Origin of the sequence: Rhodococcus sp. Leaf247, from assembly GCF_001426185.1 — a bacterium.
In the GTDB taxonomy this organism is placed as follows: Bacteria; Actinomycetota; Actinomycetes; order Mycobacteriales; family Mycobacteriaceae; genus Rhodococcoides.
The window spans coordinates 209023-227248 of sequence record NZ_LMRP01000002.1 but is presented as its reverse complement, the minus strand read 5'-3'; the positions used below and the strand labels follow the sequence as shown (position 1 = coordinate 227248).

Annotated in this window: 17 protein-coding genes; 10 read left to right on the top strand and 7 right to left on the bottom strand. The window is 65.7% G+C overall.

Going from position 1 to position 18226, the window contains the following annotated elements; all coding sequences use genetic code 11:
* Positions 1 to 33: 33 nt before the first annotated feature.
* Genes ASG64_RS10535 through ASG64_RS10525 form a run of 3 tightly spaced genes read left to right on the top strand, consistent with a single transcriptional unit; the run spans position 34 to position 3181 of the window.
* On the top strand, positions 34 to 1191 hold the full coding sequence (locus ASG64_RS10535; protein ID WP_056073426.1) for a Gfo/Idh/MocA family protein: 1158 nt from the start codon (positions 34 to 36) through the stop codon (positions 1189 to 1191).
* Entirely contained in the window at positions 1188 to 2369 is a 1182-nt protein-coding gene (locus ASG64_RS10530; RefSeq protein ID WP_082518383.1) for a dihydrodipicolinate synthase family protein, read from the top strand. Before ASG64_RS10535 ends, ASG64_RS10530 begins: the two co-directional genes overlap by 4 nt.
* Positions 2366 to 3181, top strand: a complete 816-nt coding sequence (locus tag ASG64_RS10525) for a sugar phosphate isomerase/epimerase family protein (protein ID WP_056073422.1) — start codon at positions 2366 to 2368, stop codon at positions 3179 to 3181. The genes ASG64_RS10530 and ASG64_RS10525 overlap by 4 nt, the downstream gene beginning before the upstream one ends.
* A gap of 281 nt (positions 3182 to 3462) precedes the next feature.
* On the opposite strand, the gene ASG64_RS10520 is transcribed toward ASG64_RS10525, so the two are convergent.
* Both ASG64_RS10520 and ASG64_RS10515 read right to left on the bottom strand, forming a co-directional pair.
* Positions 3463 to 3774 carry a DUF2834 domain-containing protein gene (locus ASG64_RS10520; RefSeq protein ID WP_056074310.1) on the bottom strand — a complete coding sequence of 104 codons (312 nt, stop codon included), beginning with the start codon at positions 3772 to 3774 and terminating at the stop codon, positions 3463 to 3465.
* A gap of 49 nt (positions 3775 to 3823) precedes the next feature.
* Positions 3824 to 4420, bottom strand: a complete 597-nt coding sequence (locus tag ASG64_RS10515; RefSeq protein ID WP_056073419.1) for a TetR/AcrR family transcriptional regulator — start codon at positions 4418 to 4420, stop codon at positions 3824 to 3826.
* A 118-nt stretch (positions 4421 to 4538) separates the two neighbouring features.
* Between ASG64_RS10515 and ASG64_RS10510 the strand changes: the two genes are divergently transcribed.
* The gene (locus ASG64_RS10510; protein ID WP_056073416.1) at positions 4539 to 6128 is read left to right on the top strand and encodes an MFS transporter; all 1590 of its coding nucleotides are present in this window, start codon (positions 4539 to 4541) and stop codon (positions 6126 to 6128) included.
* 81 nt (positions 6129 to 6209) lie between these two features.
* Positions 6210 to 6518 (top strand): hypothetical protein, encoded by a 309-nt coding sequence (locus tag ASG64_RS10505; protein ID WP_056073413.1) that lies wholly within the window; start codon positions 6210 to 6212, stop codon positions 6516 to 6518.
* Positions 6519 to 6641: 123 nt separating this feature from the next.
* Here ASG64_RS10505 and ASG64_RS22255 read toward each other — a convergent pair whose 3' ends face one another.
* From ASG64_RS22255 to ASG64_RS10490, 3 genes are read right to left on the bottom strand one after another with little or no spacing between them, the layout of a single operon-like run.
* The gene (locus tag ASG64_RS22255; protein WP_327212893.1) at positions 6642 to 7340 is read right to left on the bottom strand and encodes a hypothetical protein; all 699 of its coding nucleotides are present in this window, start codon (positions 7338 to 7340) and stop codon (positions 6642 to 6644) included.
* A 6-nt stretch (positions 7341 to 7346) separates the two neighbouring features.
* A complete protein-coding gene (locus ASG64_RS10495; RefSeq protein ID WP_056073410.1) occupies positions 7347 to 8627 on the bottom strand; it encodes a competence/damage-inducible protein A in 1281 nt (426 codons plus the stop codon).
* A gap of 24 nt (positions 8628 to 8651) precedes the next feature.
* Complete coding sequence (locus ASG64_RS10490; protein ID WP_056073407.1) at positions 8652 to 9926, bottom strand: MFS transporter; 1275 nt, start codon at positions 9924 to 9926, stop codon at positions 8652 to 8654.
* Positions 9927 to 10070: 144 nt separating this feature from the next.
* Between ASG64_RS10490 and ASG64_RS10485 the strand changes: the two genes are divergently transcribed.
* The 3 genes from ASG64_RS10485 to ASG64_RS10470 all read left to right on the top strand — a co-directional run bounded on the left by ASG64_RS10485 (position 10071) and on the right by ASG64_RS10470 (position 14755).
* Complete coding sequence (locus tag ASG64_RS10485) at positions 10071 to 11120, top strand: hypothetical protein (RefSeq protein WP_056073404.1); 1050 nt, start codon at positions 10071 to 10073, stop codon at positions 11118 to 11120.
* Positions 11121 to 11167: 47 nt separating this feature from the next.
* Positions 11168 to 12061, top strand: coding sequence for a DUF1942 domain-containing protein (locus ASG64_RS10480; protein WP_156388347.1), 894 nt, complete (start codon positions 11168 to 11170; stop codon positions 12059 to 12061).
* 459 nt (positions 12062 to 12520) lie between these two features.
* Complete coding sequence (locus ASG64_RS10470) at positions 12521 to 14755, top strand: NADP-dependent isocitrate dehydrogenase (protein ID WP_056073395.1); 2235 nt, start codon at positions 12521 to 12523, stop codon at positions 14753 to 14755.
* A gap of 93 nt (positions 14756 to 14848) precedes the next feature.
* On the opposite strand, the gene ASG64_RS21580 is transcribed toward ASG64_RS10470, so the two are convergent.
* A complete protein-coding gene (locus ASG64_RS21580; protein ID WP_156388346.1) occupies positions 14849 to 15319 on the bottom strand; it encodes a hypothetical protein in 471 nt (156 codons plus the stop codon).
* Positions 15320 to 16030: 711 nt separating this feature from the next.
* Between ASG64_RS21580 and ASG64_RS10460 the strand changes: the two genes are divergently transcribed.
* Positions 16031 to 16420, top strand: coding sequence for a nuclear transport factor 2 family protein (locus tag ASG64_RS10460; RefSeq protein ID WP_056073389.1), 390 nt, complete (start codon positions 16031 to 16033; stop codon positions 16418 to 16420).
* Positions 16421 to 16798: 378 nt separating this feature from the next.
* Here ASG64_RS10460 and ASG64_RS10455 read toward each other — a convergent pair whose 3' ends face one another.
* A complete protein-coding gene (locus tag ASG64_RS10455) occupies positions 16799 to 17740 on the bottom strand; it encodes a GlxA family transcriptional regulator (RefSeq protein ID WP_027504856.1) in 942 nt (313 codons plus the stop codon).
* Between the two features lie 107 nt (positions 17741 to 17847).
* Between ASG64_RS10455 and ASG64_RS10450 the strand changes: the two genes are divergently transcribed.
* Positions 17848 to 18159 carry a putative quinol monooxygenase gene (locus ASG64_RS10450; protein WP_006247389.1) on the top strand — a complete coding sequence of 104 codons (312 nt, stop codon included), beginning with the start codon at positions 17848 to 17850 and terminating at the stop codon, positions 18157 to 18159.
* The last annotated feature ends 67 nt before the right edge of the window (positions 18160 to 18226 follow it).

The window sequence follows — 18226 nt, the reverse complement described above, 5'->3', positions numbered from 1 at the left end:
ACCTGACTGCCGAGCAGTCAGAAAGGCCATTCGATGTCACACCCCACCCGAACCCTGCGCATCGCCATGAACGGCGTCACCGGTCGCATGGGCTACCGTCAGCACCTTCTGCGTTCCATCCTCCCGATCCGTGACGCCGGCGGTTTGCTGCTCGCGGACGGCTCGCGCGTCCAGGTCGAGCCGGTGCTCGTCGGTCGCAACGAGGCGAAGCTGCAGGAACTTTGCGCTCAGCACAGCATCGCCGAGTACACGACCGACGCCCAGTCGGTCATCGACGATGCGTCGATCGGCATCTACTTCGACGCCCAGGTGACCTCGCGTCGCGCAGAGGCACTGTCGTCGGCGATGAAGGCCGGCAAGCACATCTTCACGGAGAAGCCGACTGCCGAGACGCTGACCCAGGCCATCGAACTGGCCCGCATCGGACAGAACGCGGGCGTCACGGCCGGCGTCGTCCACGACAAGCTTTACCTTCCCGGACTGGTGAAGCTGAAGCGACTGGTCGACGAGGGCTTCTTCGGACGCATCCTCTCCCTGCGTGGCGAGTTCGGCTACTGGGTCTTCGAGGGTGACGGCCAGCCCGCGCAACGACCCAGCTGGAACTACCGCGCCGAGGACGGCGGCGGCATTGTCGTCGACATGTTCTGTCACTGGAACTACGTGCTCGAGGGCATCCTCGGCAAGGTTGAGACCGTCACCGCCAAGGCCACCACCCACATCCCGACGCGGTGGGACGAGCAGGGCAACGAGTACGCCGCCACCGCCGATGACGCCGCGTACGGCATCTTCGAGATGCAGAACGGGGTTGTCGCGCAGATCAACTCGTCGTGGGCCGTGCGTGTGTTCCGCGACGAGCTGGTCGAGTTCCAGGTGGACGGCACTCATGGCTCCGCGGTGGCAGGGCTGCGTAACTGCGTCGCCCAACACCGCTCGCACACCCCCAAGCCGGTGTGGAATCCCGACCTGCCCGTCACCGAACCCTTCCGCGACCAGTGGCTCGACGTTCCGGCCAACGCCGATCTGGACAACGGCTTCAAGCTTCAGTGGGAGGAGTTCCTGCGCGACGTCATCGCCGAGCGCCCCCACCGCTACGGACTGTTGTCCGCCGCGCGCGGTGTGCAGCTCGCAGAGCTCGGCCTGCGCAGTTCCGCGGAGGGCCGCCGCCTCGACGTGCCGGAGATCTCGCTGTGACCGCCGTCGACTCGCGCCTGACCATCGCGTTGCCGGGCCACGGCTCGTACGAGCTGGGGGAGCCCGGTGAGTGGACGAAGCCCGCTTCTCCGATCACCTCGCGCATCGCGTACGCCGCGGCACATGTCATTCCGCGTGCGACGGGTGACAACACTCCGGGCGCACCGGCCGACATCGACTGGGACGCCACCCTCGCCTACCGGCACGAGCTGTGGTCCTACGGCCTCGGTGTCGCCGACGCGATGGACACCGCGCAGCGCGGCATGGGCCTCGACTGGGCCGCGACCGCTGAGCTGATCCGACGATCGGGTGCCGAGGCTGCACGGGTGGGCGGCCTGCTCGCCTGCGGTGCCGGAACGGACCAGCTCGACCTGACGACGCTGCCGTCAGGTCGGGAGGGTCTCGCCCGTGTCCTCGACGCCTACCGTGAGCAGATCAGCGTGGTGCGGGAGTCCGGCGCGAAGGTGATCATCATGGCCTCGCGTGCGCTGGCGCGGGTGGCGTCGTCACCCGACGACTACCTGTCCGTCTACTCGACGCTGCTCGACGAAGTCGACGAGCCCGTCGTGTTGCACTGGCTCGGAACGATGTTCGACCCTGCGCTCGAGGACTATTGGGGGAGCGCGTCCGTGGACGAGGCGACCGCAACGTTCCGTGAACTGATCGAGGCGCACGCTGCCAAGGTCGACGGTGTGAAGGTGTCGCTGCTGGATGCTCAGCACGAGATCGCCTTGCGCGCAGCTCTGCCCGACGGAGTTCGTCTGTACACCGGGGACGACTTCAACTATCCGGAGCTCATCATGGGCGACGGTGAGCACCACTCGGATGCGCTGCTCGGCATCTTCGCCGGCATCTACCCCGCGGCGTCCACGGCGTTGCAAGAGCTCGATCGCGGCAACTCGGCTCGGGCCGAGGAGATTCTGCAGTCGACTCAAGAGCTGGGCCGGCATATATTCGCGGCGCCCACCTACTACTACAAGACGGGCATCGCGTTCCTGTCGTGGTTGAACGGGAAGCAGGCCGGCTTCTCGATGGTCGGCGGATTGGCGTCGGGTCGCAGTGTGGAGCATCTGACGCAACTGTTCGTGTTGGCGGATCGTGCTGGGCTGCTTACAGATCCGGCCCTTGCCGTGCATCGGGTGGGCGTGTACCTGGAGCTGAACGGGGTGTCGGCATGAGTCTCGAGCGCCTGTCTCTCAACACCAAGACGGTGAACAACTGGACCCTGAAGGAGGCCGTCGAGGGCGCGGCGCGGGCGGGGCTCGGTGCTATCGGGCCGTGGCGTGACCGCGTGCAGGAAGCCGGGGTGACGGAGTCGGCGAAGATGATCTCCGATGCCGGGCTACGGGTGTCGACCCTGTGCCGCGGTGGCTTTCTCTCGGCCATCGACGACGACGGGCTCGACGACAACCGTCGCGCACTCGACGAGGCCGCCGAGCTAGGGGCTCCCGAGTTGGTGATGGTGATGGGCGGAATCCCGGATCGCGACCTGATCGGTGCGCGGGCACGGGTGTCCGAGCGGCTCGCCGCGTTGGTGCCCTACGCGCTGGAGCGAGGTGTACGGATCGCGTTGGAGCCGCTGCACCCGATGTTCGCGGCCGATCGAGCGGTGATCTCGACGCTGGGTCAGGCACTGGCCATGGCGGAGCCGCATTCGGTGGAGGCGGTGGGCGTCGTCGTCGACACGTTCCATGTGTGGTGGGACCCCGACCTCGAGGCGCAGATCAAGACCGCGGGGGAGCGTGGCCGCATCAGCTCGTACCAGGTGTGTGACTGGTTGGTGCCGATGGAAGCCGACCCCCTCCTGTCCCGCGGGATGATGGGCGACGGGGTGATCGACTTCGCGACCATAGGGCAATGGGTCGAGGAGGCCGGCTACCGCGGTGACGTAGAGGTGGAGATTTTCAACGCGGCTGTCTGGGCGGCGGATGGGGATCAGGTGATCGGGACGATGGTGGAGAGGTACCGGGATCTCGTGGCGATGGGGTGAACGTGGTTGTGCAGCAGGGAGTCGACCACCCGTCACTGCCTGCTCTCGTGCGGAGTCGCGGGCGCGCGACGGGGACAATCTGCAGCAGCTTGTCCAGTCGGATGTAGTCGTCGGGGTTGGTTATGTACGGCGGCAACCCCGCGGCAAGGGCGGTCGAGGCGATCATCAGGCACCCGTCGGTGCAGTCGTCGACACGCGGGTCGTTGGTGTCATCTGTCGAGAACGAGTCTCTACGCGGAATGCTGTGCAGCGGGGGCACGTCTTCCCGCGCGGGAACTCCGTCAGGTCGCCAGCCGCAACGCCCGAGCCCGTGCAGCGAGGAAAAAGGGGATCGCAGTGCCGATCCCCACGGTGAAGGTCATGAATAGCGTTGCCCACCACCATCGGCGGATCCCGAGTCGACCCGACTCCGGCAGTGCCCACGCGTGGAACGCGACGACGACGAGAATCAGATCGACCATCGCGAACTTGCCGGGCACCGTCGACCAGATCTTGCCGACGAAGAAGTCTGCCACCGAGCGAGTGCCGTGCTCTCGGACGTAGGGGATCGCGATGGCGTTCTGGGCGATGCCGGCTACTGCGGCAATAGCCATCAGACGGCGTTCATCGGACACGGTCACGGGGCTCCTTCGATCGGGGTGATCACCGTTCTACCCGCGGCTCCGCCAATCTCCTGACCGCCTCGCCGACGACGAGACGATGCCGCGCGATCTCGTCGTCGTCCCACCGCCGATGGGCTTGCTGGTCGAGGTCCGGTGTGGTGAACCAGCTGAACAGCACACCGAAAATCAACGTCATCAGATCGGTTGCACTCCAATGGGAGTCGACGTATCCGTCGCGCTGAGCCTGCTCGACCTCGCGAACACGCTCACTCATCACCTCGGCGTGTTCGCGCGCGGGGAGATGGCCCTGCAACTGCGCCCAGAGCAGCATCCGGTGCTCGTCCTTCTCACTCGCGAGGCGGGTGAAGGCATCCATGGAGTACCCGGGTAGATCGCGTGGGGTGAAGTGCACGGACTCGACGAACCGCCGGAAACCGTGGTCCAGTACCGCGCCGAACAGCCGCTCCTTGTCGCCGTAGTACGCGTACAGGCGCTCTTTGCTGGAGCGAGACGCCAGTGCAATCCGGTCGACGCGAGCGCCGGCGAGGCCGTGCTCGGCGAACTCGCGGCGTGCGGCATCGAGGATTCGTTCACGCGTGTCAGAGGCGGCGGGGGAGATGGGGGTGTCCGACTTCACAGGCTGAATCCTACGCCAACCAACTAGTTCGTTTGACCGTGTCGGACCGCAACGGTACATTTTCGAATCGTCGAACAGACATTCCACCGCTTACCTTTCCCAGGACCGAGGCACGCCCGTGACCAGCACGCCCGACATCGTGTCGTCAGAGAACGACGCCAATCCGAACTACGAGCGTCGTTGGCTCGTGCTGTGCATCGTCGCCATCACTCAGCTGACGATCGTGCTGGACGCGACCATCGTGAACATCGCTCTGCCGCAGGCGCAGGAAGACCTGGGCATCAGCGACAGCAGCCGCGCGTGGGTCATCACCGCCTACGCGCTCGCGTTCGGTGCGTTGCTGCTGCTCGGTGGCCGCATCGCCGACTACTGGGGCCGCAAGCGGTCCTTCCTTGTCGGCATGGCGGGATTCGCGATCGCCTCGGCCATCGGTGGCCTGGCGCAGGAGGGCTACCAGCTCTTCATCGCCCGTGCCGGCCAGGGCGTCTTCGCCGCCCTGCTCGCCCCCGCTGCGCTTGCCATCCTGACCACTACGTTCACCGACGAGAAGGAACGAGCCAAGGCGTTCGGTGTATTCGGTGCCATCGCCGGTGGCGGCGCTGCCGTAGGCCTGCTGCTCGGCGGCGTGCTCACCGAGTACGCCAACTGGCGCTGGTGCCTGCTGGTCAATGTTCCCGTCGCGATCTTCGCGGCCGCCGCCGCGATCCCTTTGGTCAAGGAGAGCAAGGCTGAGGGCGACACGCGGTACGACGTTCCCGGCGCAGTTCTGGTCGCCCTCGGCCTCGGCTCACTGGTCTACGGGTTCACCGAGGCTGAAGACGGCTGGTCCAACGTCTCGACCCTCAGCTTCATCGCGCTGGGCATCGTTCTACTGGCCGCGTTCGTCGTCGTCGAGTCCCGCTCGGCCAATCCGCTTCTGCCGCTGGGCGTCCTGCTGGACCGAGACCGTGGGTCCGCCTACCTCGGTTCGGCCATCATCGGCGCCGCCCTTCTCGGTGGCACCTTGTACCTGACCTTCTACTTCCAGATCGTGCTCGGATTCAGCCCCGTCGTGGCCGGAGTCGCTTCCCTCCCCATGACCGGCGGCATCATGATCACCGCCGCCGCAGCGTCCGCATTGATGCCTCGCGTGGGACCGAAGCCGTTGATGGCTGCCGGCCCCGTCATCTCGGCCATCGGTCTGGTCCTGCTTACTCAGATCGGCGTCGACACCTCGTACTGGACGCACGTGCTTCCCGGAGTGATGCTCCTCGGGCTCGGGCTGGGTCTGCTCATGGTGCCGATGCAGAACGTGGCCCTCATCGGGGTCGCCGATCACGACGCCGGCGCTGCCAGCGCACTCGTCAACGCGGCCTTGCAGATCGGTGGCGCCTTGGGAACCGCCGTCTTCACCACGATCTACACGTCCGCCAAGTCGTCCTACCTGTCGTCGAACATCGCGCCCGTGCCACCCGCCGGAGTGCCCCCGGAGGCCCTGGCGTCGCAGACCCTGCCGTCCGATTCCGAGCTCGCTGCCCTGCCGGAACCGATCCGCAACTTCATCAACTCCACGATCGACTACATGTTCTCCGCGGAGGTCTCCGGATACGCGCACGCGTTCGCGGCAGCGGCGATCATGGTCATCCTGATCACCCCGATCGTCCTGGTGTTGGTTCGTGCCCGCAAGACCGACCTGCCGGCCGGCGACACCGCGGTTCACATGGGCTGACTCGAGCCGTTCCTACTGTCGAGGTACGACCGCTGCGGCGTAGAGAAGCCGCGCACGGCGTGGCGCCGGTTAAGGTGCTGCGTGCGCATTCTCGTTCTGTGGGGCGCCCTTGCGGGCGTCGTGATCGGCTTGGTTTTCCTGGGTGTCGAGGGGTTCGCACTTTATCGTGATCAGAGCGAGGTGATCTACGACGGCGCCTACGCGCCGTTGCGTGGCGTCGAGATGACGAGGAGCTACTCGACCACCCTGACGCTCGATCACGCCGGCTCTGGATGGTGGAATGGGCTTCCGGTTCCTTGGTGGAGTTATCCGGTGATCGGGGGAGCAGCCGGGGCCCTGGCGTCCGCTGCGGCTGGGTGGCGGGGACTGCGCATCACAGGACGTGGATGACGGTCGCCGTAGCGACAGGATCTCGCGACGACCACGTTTCCCCTCTGAGAACTCCTCTAAGGAGCCTGGCTCCGCCCACCTGTTCGAAATACGTGACACCGAGCGTGACCTGATTGCAGGACGTCATGCCTGCCCGGGTAGCTCGTCCGCGAAGTCGAACGAACACCCGAGCCGATCGGCGGCCTCGACACCACCCGCATCACGCACCCACGCAACGCACGCACCGGCCGCGAGTGCGAGATCGCGACTGAACAGGTACCCGTCGGTGCAGTCGTCGAAATGCCCGTCGTGGTGCCATCTGTCGAGAATTAATCCCTGCACCGAATGGTCGGCGAAGCGAAGCGTGTGCAGGATGCGGCGCGACCGGCGCACCATCACCACCCCGTCGTCGAGGCGGTGCATCTGCGCGGTGATGAGCTCAATGTCGTCGAGCTCGTCGTCGGGGACGTCGGTGTTGGGTCCGAGATCGATGACGAGCCCGGCGGGTTCGTCCTGTATCGACTCGACGAGCCACGCGGTCATCGCGTCCCACTGGTCGACCTCGAGCAGGACGCCGGTCGGCGTTTCGAGACTGATCAGCAAGGCTGCGGCATCGATCTCTGCGGCCCACACCTGCGTCGGCCCGTCGTCGTGAAAGAACACTCGACCGGTGTCGTCGACAACGGCAGGGTGTTGAGTGAACGGCGACATGTCAGATGTGCCGTCGACATGGTGGGTGTGGATGGACCAGCCGCGCATGTCCTCGTCGGTGACCCCGACGTATCGCGTGAGGAGATCATCCGACGCGAACTGCCAGCGGGGGAGTGCAGGGGTCGTGTCCATCGACTCTCAGGCGTCGCTCAGTGCGTCCGCGAGCATGTGCATCGCGACGGTGACCGAGAGCGCTCGGACACTCGCACGATCACCGGGTAGCCGCAGCGTCCGCGTGACGGTCGGTCGGCCCGTCACAGCGATGCCGAAGCACACGGTGCCGACGGGCTTGCTCTCCGTTCCCCCACCCGGCCCCGCGACACCGCTGGTGGAGACGGCGACATCGGCGCCGACGCGGTGCAGCGCTCCTTCGGCCATGCGGGCGGCCACGGGTTCGCTGACGGCGCCGTGCTCCTCGATCAAGGCGGCGGGAACGTCGAGTGAGCCGATCTTCACTTCGTTGGCGTACGACACCACACCGCCGACCACGTAGGCCGACGAGCCTGCCCGATCGGTGAGCCGTGCAGCGATCATGCCGCCGGTGCACGATTCCGCCGTCGCGATGCGGCGGCCACCGGATCGAGTCGCCACGATGTCGTCGATGGTGGACCCGTCGGTCGAGAAGATCTGCGCGCCATGGTGTTGCTTGATGAGCGCCAACACGTCGGAGTAGGCGGCGGCCGCGGACTCCTCGTAGCGGGTGACCATCTCGAGTTCGCCGCGCGACAGGCAGGTGGTGATCGCCAGATCGCCGAACCCGGCAATCGAGCTCTCTGCGGTACGCAAGGTCGCGGCCAGGTCGGCCTCCGACAATCCGTAGGCCCGGATGGTGTCCTCGGTGACCGACGTCCTCCGCGCGAGCACTGCGGCGACGGGTGCGCTCTCTATCGCTTCCGGCCACATCGACTGCAGTTCGGAGGGCGGTCCCGGAAGGATGAGGACCGTGGGGAGGGTGCCCGAGTCGTCGGCCATTGCCACGCCCGGTGCTGTGCCCGTCGGCGAGATCGACTGCGCTCCGGCAGGAACCATCGCCTGCTTGCGCACCCCCACTCGCAGCGGCTCGGAGTCGGCGACGCTACCGAGGCGGCTGCGCCAGCGCTCGACGATGGCCGTGATGCGGCCTTCGAGTTCGACGTCGAGGTGCATCTCGCGCCGGTAGAGCGCGGCGACGGTCTCGACGGTGAGGTCGTCCGCAGTCGGGCCGAGGCCTCCAGTCGTGACGATGAGGTCGACGTGCTGGTCGGCGAGGAACTGGACCTGGGCGGTCAGATCGGCCGGCCGGTCACCGCACACCGTCAGATGGGCGACATCGACGCCCATCTGCAGGAGTTCCCGAGCCACCCAGGGACCGTTGCGGTCGCTGACCCGCCCGGCCAGAACTTCGCTACCCGTGACCACCACACCCGCGCGCACTGCCATGGTTCGACACTACGGCGGCCGAGGTCAGCCCCCGTCGGGGGCCATGACGCCCGACTCGCCCAACTGCACGGGCCCGATGCCCTTCTTCAGCGCCCAGAGCAGGAGCGTGCACCCCAGCCCGGACAGGACGAGGCCCGTCCCGAACATCGCGGCGTAACCGAAGGCTTGGCCGACCACGCCTGCAGCGAGTCCGGCGATGCCCTGCGAGAAGACGACGGCGCACGCCAGAAGGGTGTAATCGGTTCCGGCGTAGACACGTTCAGAGGCATCCATCATGAGGGCGAAGAGCACGACGGTCGCGGCGCCGCCGAATACGTGCTCGCAGACGCTGGCGGTCACCACGAGGGCGATCCCGCCGATGTCGAGTGCCGCGGCGACGTAGAAGCCGAGCGCGAGGGTCTGGGTGATACCGGCGACGAGCAGGGCACGTCGTCGGCCGAAGCGCGTCGCGTACCAGGCACCCAGTGCGGCACCGGCGAGCGCGGAGCCCGAGGCGACTCCGCCGTCGAGAAGCGCGATCTGTCCGAGGGTGAGCCCGAGGTCGGAGAGGAACGGACCGACGAGGGCCGACCCCATCGAGTTGCCGAACTTGTAGGCGGCGATCAGGCCGATGAAGGCCGGGACACCCGGTCGGCGCAGGCGAACCCACCACGTCCCGGCGAGGCGGACGGCGGTCGTCGACTCCGCGGGTCGCACATCCGCCCTGTCGAGTTGAGTCCGGAGCAGGAGGACCGGGATCGTGGACGCCACGATCAACGCGGCCATCGCGACGAACAGTGCTCGCCATCCCGCGAACGAGAACAACCACAGCAGAACGCCGCCGCCGACGATCATGCCGATGCGGTACGCCCCGAGTTGGATCCCGTTGCCCACACCTCGGTGGCGTGCGTCGAGCAGTCGCACGGCGAGCCCGTCGGTGACGACGTCCTGCGTCGCGAAGAGAACGTTCACGACGGCGATTCCGAGGAACAGCCACTGCAGGCCGGACGTGAGGTCGAGGCAGGCCAGCACCAGCGCGACAGCCGCTGCGCCGAGTTGGAGTGAGAGCAGCCACCGTCGTCGACTCCCGTACCTGTCGACAAACGGTGCCCACAGGAACTTCAATGCCCACGGCGCGAACAGCACTCCGCTCGCGCTGATCGCGACCAGGGAGTAGCCGGACTGCCGCAACACCACGGGCAGTGCCTGAGTGAAGAAGCCGAAGGGCAACCCCTGCGCGAAGTAAAGGGCGCCGAGTAAGGCGAACGTGCCGCCGACGATGCCGGAACGGGGGACGCGTGGTCTCTCGGTCGTCGACACGGTGGAAGTCTGGCGTATCCCGTGTCGTCCCGCCTCCCGAGGCGGCCGAAGGCGGTGTAACGGCATACGGGACAGACGCGACAAAGAGGCGTACTGCGGCCCGATGTCGGCCGCAGTGATCGTGTTTCGAGCGGGGGTAGGTCGATGAACGTCATTCGAGCGTCAGTGTCGGTGATTGCAGTGGGCATGATGCTCACCGCATGTGGATCGCCGTCGAACGAGAACGCTGCAGAGACCACCGCGGCCTCCGAGGCGAGTACGCCGGCTTCGTCCGAAGGGCAGTCCGGACCCCGCTTCGACCGATCGATGGTGCGGACCGAGTCCGTCACCAAGGAGAACAAGGGTGGGCAGACGAACATCCGCTTCGTCGCGGACAACGTCGACTACGAGGACATCCTCGCGTTGACCGACCAATGCGTCGACGAGTACCTGAGCGAGACGACCGCTGCGTACTGCTACGGGTATGCCAACTCCGCAGACTTCGATGTGACAGCTTTCGACTGGACCCCCGAGTCCGATCAGGACATCTACGGGACAGGCAGGCCGTGCTGGGTCATGTACTCAGGACAACCACTCACCGGTGTCGACGGGCGTACCGATACGCCGGCCGGTGCGACGTCGTACATCGATCAGTGTCCAGGCGGTGTCGAATTTCCGGACCCGGACGGCTCCCTCGCTGACTACCGAAAGCAGCGAGAGTCGTCTCTTGCCGCCGCATCGGACATACGGCGCCGCGACGCGTGCGCACTGGTCGATGGTGATGCGCTCACTCGCAACGGTTTCAATGCAATCCTCGGCGATGTGACCGACGATCCCACCTCGTATCTTGCGGATGGAGCAACCGCGTCCTGGGTGTGCTCGACCGCAGAAGGTGAGGTCGGGTTCACCGCGACGGAATTTGCAGACGCGAACGCGGCGGCGTCCGACGTCGCGGCAGCGGAGCTGGCTACCAACGATTTCCTGCTGGCCTCGGGCCGTCTGATCGACCTGGAAGGCGGCAATGCCATCGTCAACGACGAACTCGGTCTGGTCGAGGCGGCGTGGTCCGTGGGAACGGTCGGTTTCAGCGTCACCATGTCCTCGGTGCCTGCTACTCCGGGACTCTCGGGCGGTCAGAGTCAAGCCGAATTGACCGACGCGATAACGAGTTTGGCCTCGACCGCCGGCCAGCGTCTGGCGGCTGACGCGTGGTGACTCAGCTTCGCTCCGCGACCGGCGAGCGGCACCTTGTGGCCTGGTGGATGAGCGCTTGTGTGCTCGTTGCGGTAGCGCTCACGGGTTGCGGTCAGAGTGTTAGTGGCTCCGCCAGCGTTGCTCCTGCGGAGGGCACGTCCGTCGAACAGACGACAGCTGCTCGTCCTTCTGACGAGGCGGTTCCGATAGGTGCCGCTCAAGAAGTTGTGGGCGGTCGGGTGACTACGCGGGTCACGGTGGAGTCGCTGTCGCCCGCGCAACCGTCGCGGTTCGGCCTCCCCGTATCCGGTGATCTGCAACAGATCACCGTCACGCTCGAAGGCGTCGAGGGCACAACGAACGTGAACCCGCTGTACTTCACTGCGCGGGCGTCCGACGGAACCACGTACCAGCCAGAGCTCGGTGCGGTCGACGGTCAATTGCCTGCGGGAACTGTATCGGTGGGTGATCGCGTCAAAGGTGTCGTCGCGTTCGACGTGACGGGTCCGCCTATTACCTCTATCCGCTACAACGGCGCACTGGGTGACGAGCTCGCACGATGGGTCGGACAGTCTTCGGCTGCCTCTGTACCTGCACCCGATGGTAGTGAACAGCAGGGCGGCGCTGTCCGCGGTGATCTCGGCCTGAACACCCCGATGACAGTCCCGTCGTGTGATGGGACTGGAATCGTCGTGCTGTACTCGGCGACCGCGCCGGGTTCGTACGAGCAGGAGGTTGCGACCCAGCTCTCGCAGAATCCGGGTGCTCGGTACCTGCGGACCGACAACGCGTGCCCGTCCCTTCGGCAAGCGACTGCCGAAGGGAATGCGATCTATGCGGTGTACCGCATCGCGGGTCGCACCGAGTCCGAGGTGTGCGCTGCCGTCAACGCGTCGGCCGGAGGGTCGTACGGGAAATGGCTCGATGAGACGACGGATCCGAGTTACATAATTCCCTGCTGATGTGCATTCTGGCATCTCCGAGGCTGAGCAGCAGAAGTGCTACTTCGCGGTATGGACACCGTCGGTCGGCCGGGAGCCGTGCTCGGTTCTGTCTCCACTAAGCCCTGGAATCACTACTCCGATATCGAGGATGTTTTGGATACTCCTGCGGATCCCACCTTGGCCGGTGATCTCGCCGAGAAGAACGACACAGTTCAGGATCCATGGACGCGTTGAGCACGATCCTCGACTCGAGTGACGTCATCGGCAACCGGTTCGACGCAGGCAGCGCCGACCGGTTCACGAGGTTACCCATCAGTAGCTTCACTATTTGCCTCCCGCGCTGGTCAGCTATGCCGCAGCGCACAGCGAGCCGGTCCTACCGGGGTCGCCACAACACAGCCCTGCACGACTAAAGTTGTCTCCGAGCCCACAAGGACAGACGACGTCGAGCAGACGGAAAACGAGGCAAGACCTGCAATGACTGAGAAAAAGCCGACCATCATCTACACCCTGACCGACGAGGCGCCCATGCTGGCGACTCACGCGTTCCTGCCGGTCATCCGCACTTTCGCCAGCGCAGCCGGGATCGAGGTGGAGTCGAGCGACATCTCCGTTGCCAGTCGCATCCTCGCCGAGTTCCCCGACTACCTGGACGAGGGCCAGCGGGTGCCGGACAACTTGGCCGAGCTGGGCAAGCTGACGCAGCTCCCCGACACGAACATCATCAAGCTCCCCAACATCAGTGCCTCGGTACCGCAGCTGCACGCCGCGATCAAGGAACTGCAGGACAAGGGCTACAAGATCCCCGACTTCCCGGGCAACCCGAAGACGGACGAGGAGCGGGAGATCCGCGACCGCTACACCAAGTGCCTCGGTAGCGCCGTCAACCCGGTCCTCCGTGAGGGCAACTCCGACCGCCGCGCGCCGAAGGCCGTCAAGGAGTACGCGCGCAAGCACCCGCACAGCATGACCGAGTGGTCGCCGGCGTCGCGCACGCATGTCGCACACATGCGCGAGGGCGATTTCTATCACGGTGAGAAGTCGATGACCGTCGAGGGCGACCGCGACGTCCGGATGGAACTCGAGACGAAGAGCGGCAAGACCGTCGTCCTCAAGCCGAAGGTCTCGTTGACCGACGGCGACGTCATCGACAGCATGTTCATGAGCGCCAAGGCGCTGGACAAGTTCTACGAAGAGCAGATGCAGGACGCCTACGAGACCGGCGTCATGTTCTCCCTGCACGTCAAGGCCACGATGATGCGGGTCTCGCACCCCATCGTCTTCGGTCACGCGGTGCGCGTTTTCTACAAGGACGCCTTCGCCAAGCACAACGAGCTCTTCGAAGAGCTCGGCGTCAACGTCAACAACGGCCTCTCCGATCTCTACAGCAAGATCGACACCCTTCCGGCGTCGAAGCGCGACGAGATCGTCGAGGACCTGCACAAGTGCCACGAGCACCGGCCCGAGCTGGCCATGGTCGACTCGGCACGCGGCATCTCCAATTTCCACTCGCCCAGCGACGTCATCGTCGACGCCTCCATGCCCGCGATGATTCGCGCCGGCGGCAAGATGTGGGGAGCCGACGGCCGTCCCAAGGACACCAAGGCCGTCAACCCGGAGTCGACCTTCTCCCGCATCTACCAGGAGATGGTGAACTTCTGTAAGACGAACGGCCAGTTCGACCCGACGACCATGGGCACCGTTCCCAACGTCGGCCTCATGGCGCAGAAGGCCGAGGAGTACGGCTCGCACGACAAGACCTTCGAAATCGAAGAGGACGCCGTCGCGAACATCGTCGACGTGGCGACCGGCGAGGTCATGCTCACGCAGAACGTGGAGAAGGGCGACATCTGGCGCCTCTGCATCGTCAAGGACGCGCCGATCCAGGACTGGGTCAAGCTCGCCGTGAACCGTGCGCGCGACTCGAAGATGCCGGTGCTCTTCTGGCTCGACCCGTACCGCCCCCACGAGAACGAGCTGATCAAGAAGGTGCGCACGTACCTGAAGGATCACGACACCGAGGGCCTCGACATTCAGATCATGTCGCAGGTCCGCGCGATGCGGTACACGCTCGAGCGCGTCGTCCGTGGCCTGGACACCATCTCCGCGACCGGCAACATCCTCCGTGATTACCTCACGGACCTGTTCCCTATCCTCGAGCTCGGCACCAGCGCCAAGATGCTGTCCATCGTTCCCCTGATGGCCGGCGGCGGACTGTACGAGACGGGAGCCGGCGGCTCTGCGCCGAAGCACGTCAAGCAGCTCATCGAGGAGAACCACCTTCGCTGGGACTCGCTCGGTGAGTTCCTCGCGCTGGCCGTGAGCCTCGAAGACCTGGGCAAGAAGACCGGCGGCAAGGCGAACGTCCTGGGCAAGGCCCTCGACGCCGCGACCGGCAAGCTGCTCGAGGAGAATAAGGGCCCGTCGCGCACCACCGGCGAGCTCGACAACCGCGGCAGCCAGTTCTACCTGGCCAAGTTCTGGGCGCAGGAGCTGGCGAACCAGACCGAGGACGAGGAGCTGGCCAAGCACTTCGCGCCGCTCGCCAAGACGCTGGCCGATCAGGAAGAGGCCATCGTCAAGGAGCTCGGCGACGCGCAGGGTGAGCCCGTCGACATCGGCGGGTATTACTACCCGGATCCCGAGAAGGCGACGTCGATCATGCGTCCGAGCAAGACGTTCAATCAGGCTCTGGAGTCTGCGACCAAGTAGTTCACGGCCCTCTGGCCCATGCACGCGCGTCGTGCATGGGCCAGAGTCGTTTGTGGACTTTGGGCCCCGGAATCCGGGGTCTGAAGTCCACGATCAGGATCGACGCTCGAGATCCGCCGGCGTCGACGTGTCGAGATGACGACGATCGAGCGCCTCGATAAGTGCCGGCGCGTGAGAGTCCGGAACACAGAACTGTCCGTTCACCGGGACGATCAGTCCGAGGTCGACCATGGTGGCCAGTCGCACGAACACCCACGCGCTGACTTTCTCGACGTCGGTGTCGATGCCCGTGTCGAAAGCTTCGCCGTCATGTGCCGGGTCGTCGACCAGGGAACGAACGAGGATGAACCATAGTGCGGCGCATGCTGCGGTCATCTCGCGCTGCAACGAGGCTCCGTCTGGTGCGACAACGGGTTCCAGGCACGCGATATAGGCCTCGACGAGACTTCGGCGTCGCCACTCCTCGCTCGGTGCCGAGAGCCAGTGATCGAACGCGTCTCCTGCTCGAAGTGTTCGATCCTCGTTGCGCAGGACGCCCACTCCCAACGCGGTCGCGATAACCACCTGGTACGTCACCGTCGATAGCAGTTCGCTGAGGGTGTCGCCTTCACCGGTCGGGCCGAGGGCGTCTCGAAGCTGCCTGCTCGAGCGCGGGTGTGCGAAGCAGGGGTCGGGAACGCTGCCGTTGTCTTCGCACCAGGCAGCAACCCGCCGGACGTGAGACGTCAGGGTGGTCGGACCGAGGGGTGCCGAGCGACGTCGCGGGACCGGTGCCATGCGTGGCGGGGAAACCCCGACCATCTCCGCGAGGTCGTTTGTCTGTGTCGTCGAAACACGTTCTTCTACAAAGAATCTCGCGAAGAGATCGAGCGCATCGACAGTGTCGTCGGGTGACCACGGTGTGTGTCCGCAGTCGTCGGCGTACACGTCTGTGTCGAACAACTCCAGTGGTATGTCGGATCCCGCGACCAGGATGTCGTGTTCGCGCCTGGATCGGTCGACTGCCATCGCCGTCGAATATGCCGCCAACGGGTCTGTGGTGCAGCCCGAGTTCACCAACCATTCGGCGAAACGTTTCAGCACGTCGTGCCAGCACAATGCCGGCCGTCTTTGCGCCGTGCGCTTTTCGGCCTTGGCCCTACGTTGGCTCTTACTCATCAGGTCCCCCCCAGGATCGTGTGCTCGGAGAGTACGGCCGGCGTACGACAGGACCTGATAGTGGAATCCAGCCCCCGGAAACCGGGGTCGATAGTCCACGATCATGTGATGAGAGACATGGCGATCGAGCACGTGATCGGTCTGGAGAAGGCACTACTCGATCCGGCGACGCGCTCATCGCAAACTGAACTCGACCGACTGCTCGACCCGTCGTTCGAGGAGATCGGCGCGTCGGGTCGGCTGTGGACGCGGCGCGAGATGATTGCGGCGCTGATCGACGCGCCCGAGTCCGAGCCCATCAAGAGCGCGAACTTCAACGGCCGGAGGATCGCCGACGACATAGTTCACGTGACCTACGAGACCTGGCATGAGGATCGTCACGCGCGCCGAAGCTCGTGGTGGCGCAGGGTAGATGCTGGGTGGACGCTGCTGTTTCATCAGGGAACTCCAATCCAAGCAGTCGCCCGCAAGCGGTCGGCAGACATCAAGACGGCTCTTCCCAGATGACGGTGTAGGTCGGCCGGGCGCGTCGGTCCGCAGATAGACGTCGAGGTCTCCCGACGATGGAGGTTCCTACGCCATCCATCCGAAAGACCTCGACGTGTCCGACGCTACCCCGCCGGCCGGCTTCGGCCGCCCTGACCTGACCGCCTTCGCGGCTCATCCCAATCGACCCTGATCGGGTCTGCTGACCCCCTCGACGAGAACGCAGCGACATCACAGCCACCCAACCCCGACCGTCCGGGAAGCCGGGGCACGTCACATGGCCTGTGCTGCGGGCGTGTCGAGTGGGTCGTCCAGGGGCGACGCAGGAGCGTCGACGCGACGTGCTGAGAGGTGGTTCCAACCGAGCGCTAGGACACCGGCTACAGGCATGGCGATAGGTCAGGAACGGCGTCGCTCCCTGCGCAGGAGGGAGCGCAGAGTCTCGGCGTTCGCGTAGCCGACCCGTAGCGCGATCTCGGCGGAGGTGAGGTCCGTGGTTGCTGAGAGGTGCCGAGCTCGTTCGATGCGAAGCCGTTGGACGAAGCCGAGCGGAGTGAGGTTGAGCGCCGCACGGACTCGTCGTTCGAGGGTGCGCCGGCTGGTGCCGAGCGACTGCGCGACGAAGGCGACGTTGAACGGTTCGTCCAGGCGGGCGCGCACGAAGCGTTCGAACTCGACGACGATCGGGTCCTCGTGCCGGAGATGTTCGTAGGCGACGAAGGCCGCCTGCGACGGACGCTCGTCGATGATGAGGAGCTTGGCGACATGTTGGGCCAGGTCGGGGCTGATCGATCGCACGAGTGAGAGCGCGAGGTCGATGTGGGCGAACGCGGCGCCGGCGGTGACGAGGTTCCCGTCGACCACGACCATGGTGTCGAGATCGAGGGCGACGGTCGGATAGCGCTTCAGGAACTCCGGCCCCAGGAACCAGCTGGTCGTCGCCCGCCGATGATGCATCCGTCCAGTCTCGGCGACGGCGAACACGCCGGTGCACGCCGCGGCGATCCGGGTGGTCGCGTCGTCGAGGCGCCCGAGTGAGGCGATGACCGAACGTGCATCTCGGCTCTGGAGGGCGTCGTTGGTAGCGGCGGCCGTGAGGGTTCCAAGCGCAGGGACGACGACCACGTCGAACTCTCCGGACTCCGACAGCGGGTGGTCTACCGACAGGGTCATCGATGCCGTCGTGGTCACTCGCCGTTTCGGTCCGAGGATGGCGAGTTCGATCGGGTCGATCCGCGGGTCGACATCGCCGCGGGCTCCGTCGGCCACCCGCACGATGTCGATGACCGACGCGACAGCCGAACCGAAGCAGCCGTCGATCGCGATCAGTCCGATACGCATGGCGCGAACAATAGCAATACTGTCGTATACGCCACTCCCCACCGGCCCTCGCTCGTCATACGCTGAACTCGCCCCACGAAGAACCCCGACTTCAAGGAGAACCCCTCATGTCCACACCCGCATCACTTCCGTATGCCTTCGTCGCCAAGATCGTCGCGGCCGATGGACAGCACGACGCGCTCGCCGATCTGCTCGCCGGCGCTGTCGCACTCGCCAACGAAGAGGTAGGAACGATTGTCTGGTTCGCGGCTAGGACCCACGCCGACACCTTCTGGATCTTCGATGCATTCCCCGACGAGGCCGCTCGCGACGCCCACGCCAACGGCGCCATCGTCGCAGCCCTGATGGCCAACCAGCACCTCCTCGGCGCAGCACCCGAGATCCTGGCGGCCGACGTCCTCGCGTCCAAGCTCCCGTAGTCCGCCAACGCACGAGACGATCGCGCCCCGCCGAGCCGTCGGACCCGATCGCCTCGACACCCGCACC

Coding starts and splice junctions, on each gene's coding strand:
- ASG64_RS10535 (WP_056073426.1), top strand. CDS start 34: ATGTCACACCCCACCCGAACCCTGCGCATCGCCATGAACGGCGTCACC.
- ASG64_RS10525 (WP_056073422.1), top strand. CDS start 2,366: ATGAGTCTCGAGCGCCTGTCTCTCAACACCAAGACGGTGAACAACTGG.
- ASG64_RS10520 (WP_056074310.1), bottom strand. CDS start 3,774: ATGGCTATTGCCGCAGTAGCCGGCATCGCCCAGAACGCCATCGCGATC.
- ASG64_RS22255 (WP_327212893.1), bottom strand. CDS start 7,340: ATGGACACGACCCCTGCACTCCCCCGCTGGCAGTTCGCGTCGGATGAT.
- ASG64_RS10495 (WP_056073410.1), bottom strand. CDS start 8,627: ATGGCAGTGCGCGCGGGTGTGGTGGTCACGGGTAGCGAAGTTCTGGCC.
- ASG64_RS10485 (WP_056073404.1), top strand. CDS start 10,071: ATGAACGTCATTCGAGCGTCAGTGTCGGTGATTGCAGTGGGCATGATG.
- ASG64_RS10480 (WP_156388347.1), top strand. CDS start 11,168: ATGAGCGCTTGTGTGCTCGTTGCGGTAGCGCTCACGGGTTGCGGTCAG.
- ASG64_RS10470 (WP_056073395.1), top strand. CDS start 12,521: ATGACTGAGAAAAAGCCGACCATCATCTACACCCTGACCGACGAGGCG.
- ASG64_RS10460 (WP_056073389.1), top strand. CDS start 16,031: ATGGCGATCGAGCACGTGATCGGTCTGGAGAAGGCACTACTCGATCCG.
- ASG64_RS10455 (WP_027504856.1), bottom strand. CDS start 17,740: ATGCGTATCGGACTGATCGCGATCGACGGCTGCTTCGGTTCGGCTGTC.
- ASG64_RS10450 (WP_006247389.1), top strand. CDS start 17,848: ATGTCCACACCCGCATCACTTCCGTATGCCTTCGTCGCCAAGATCGTC.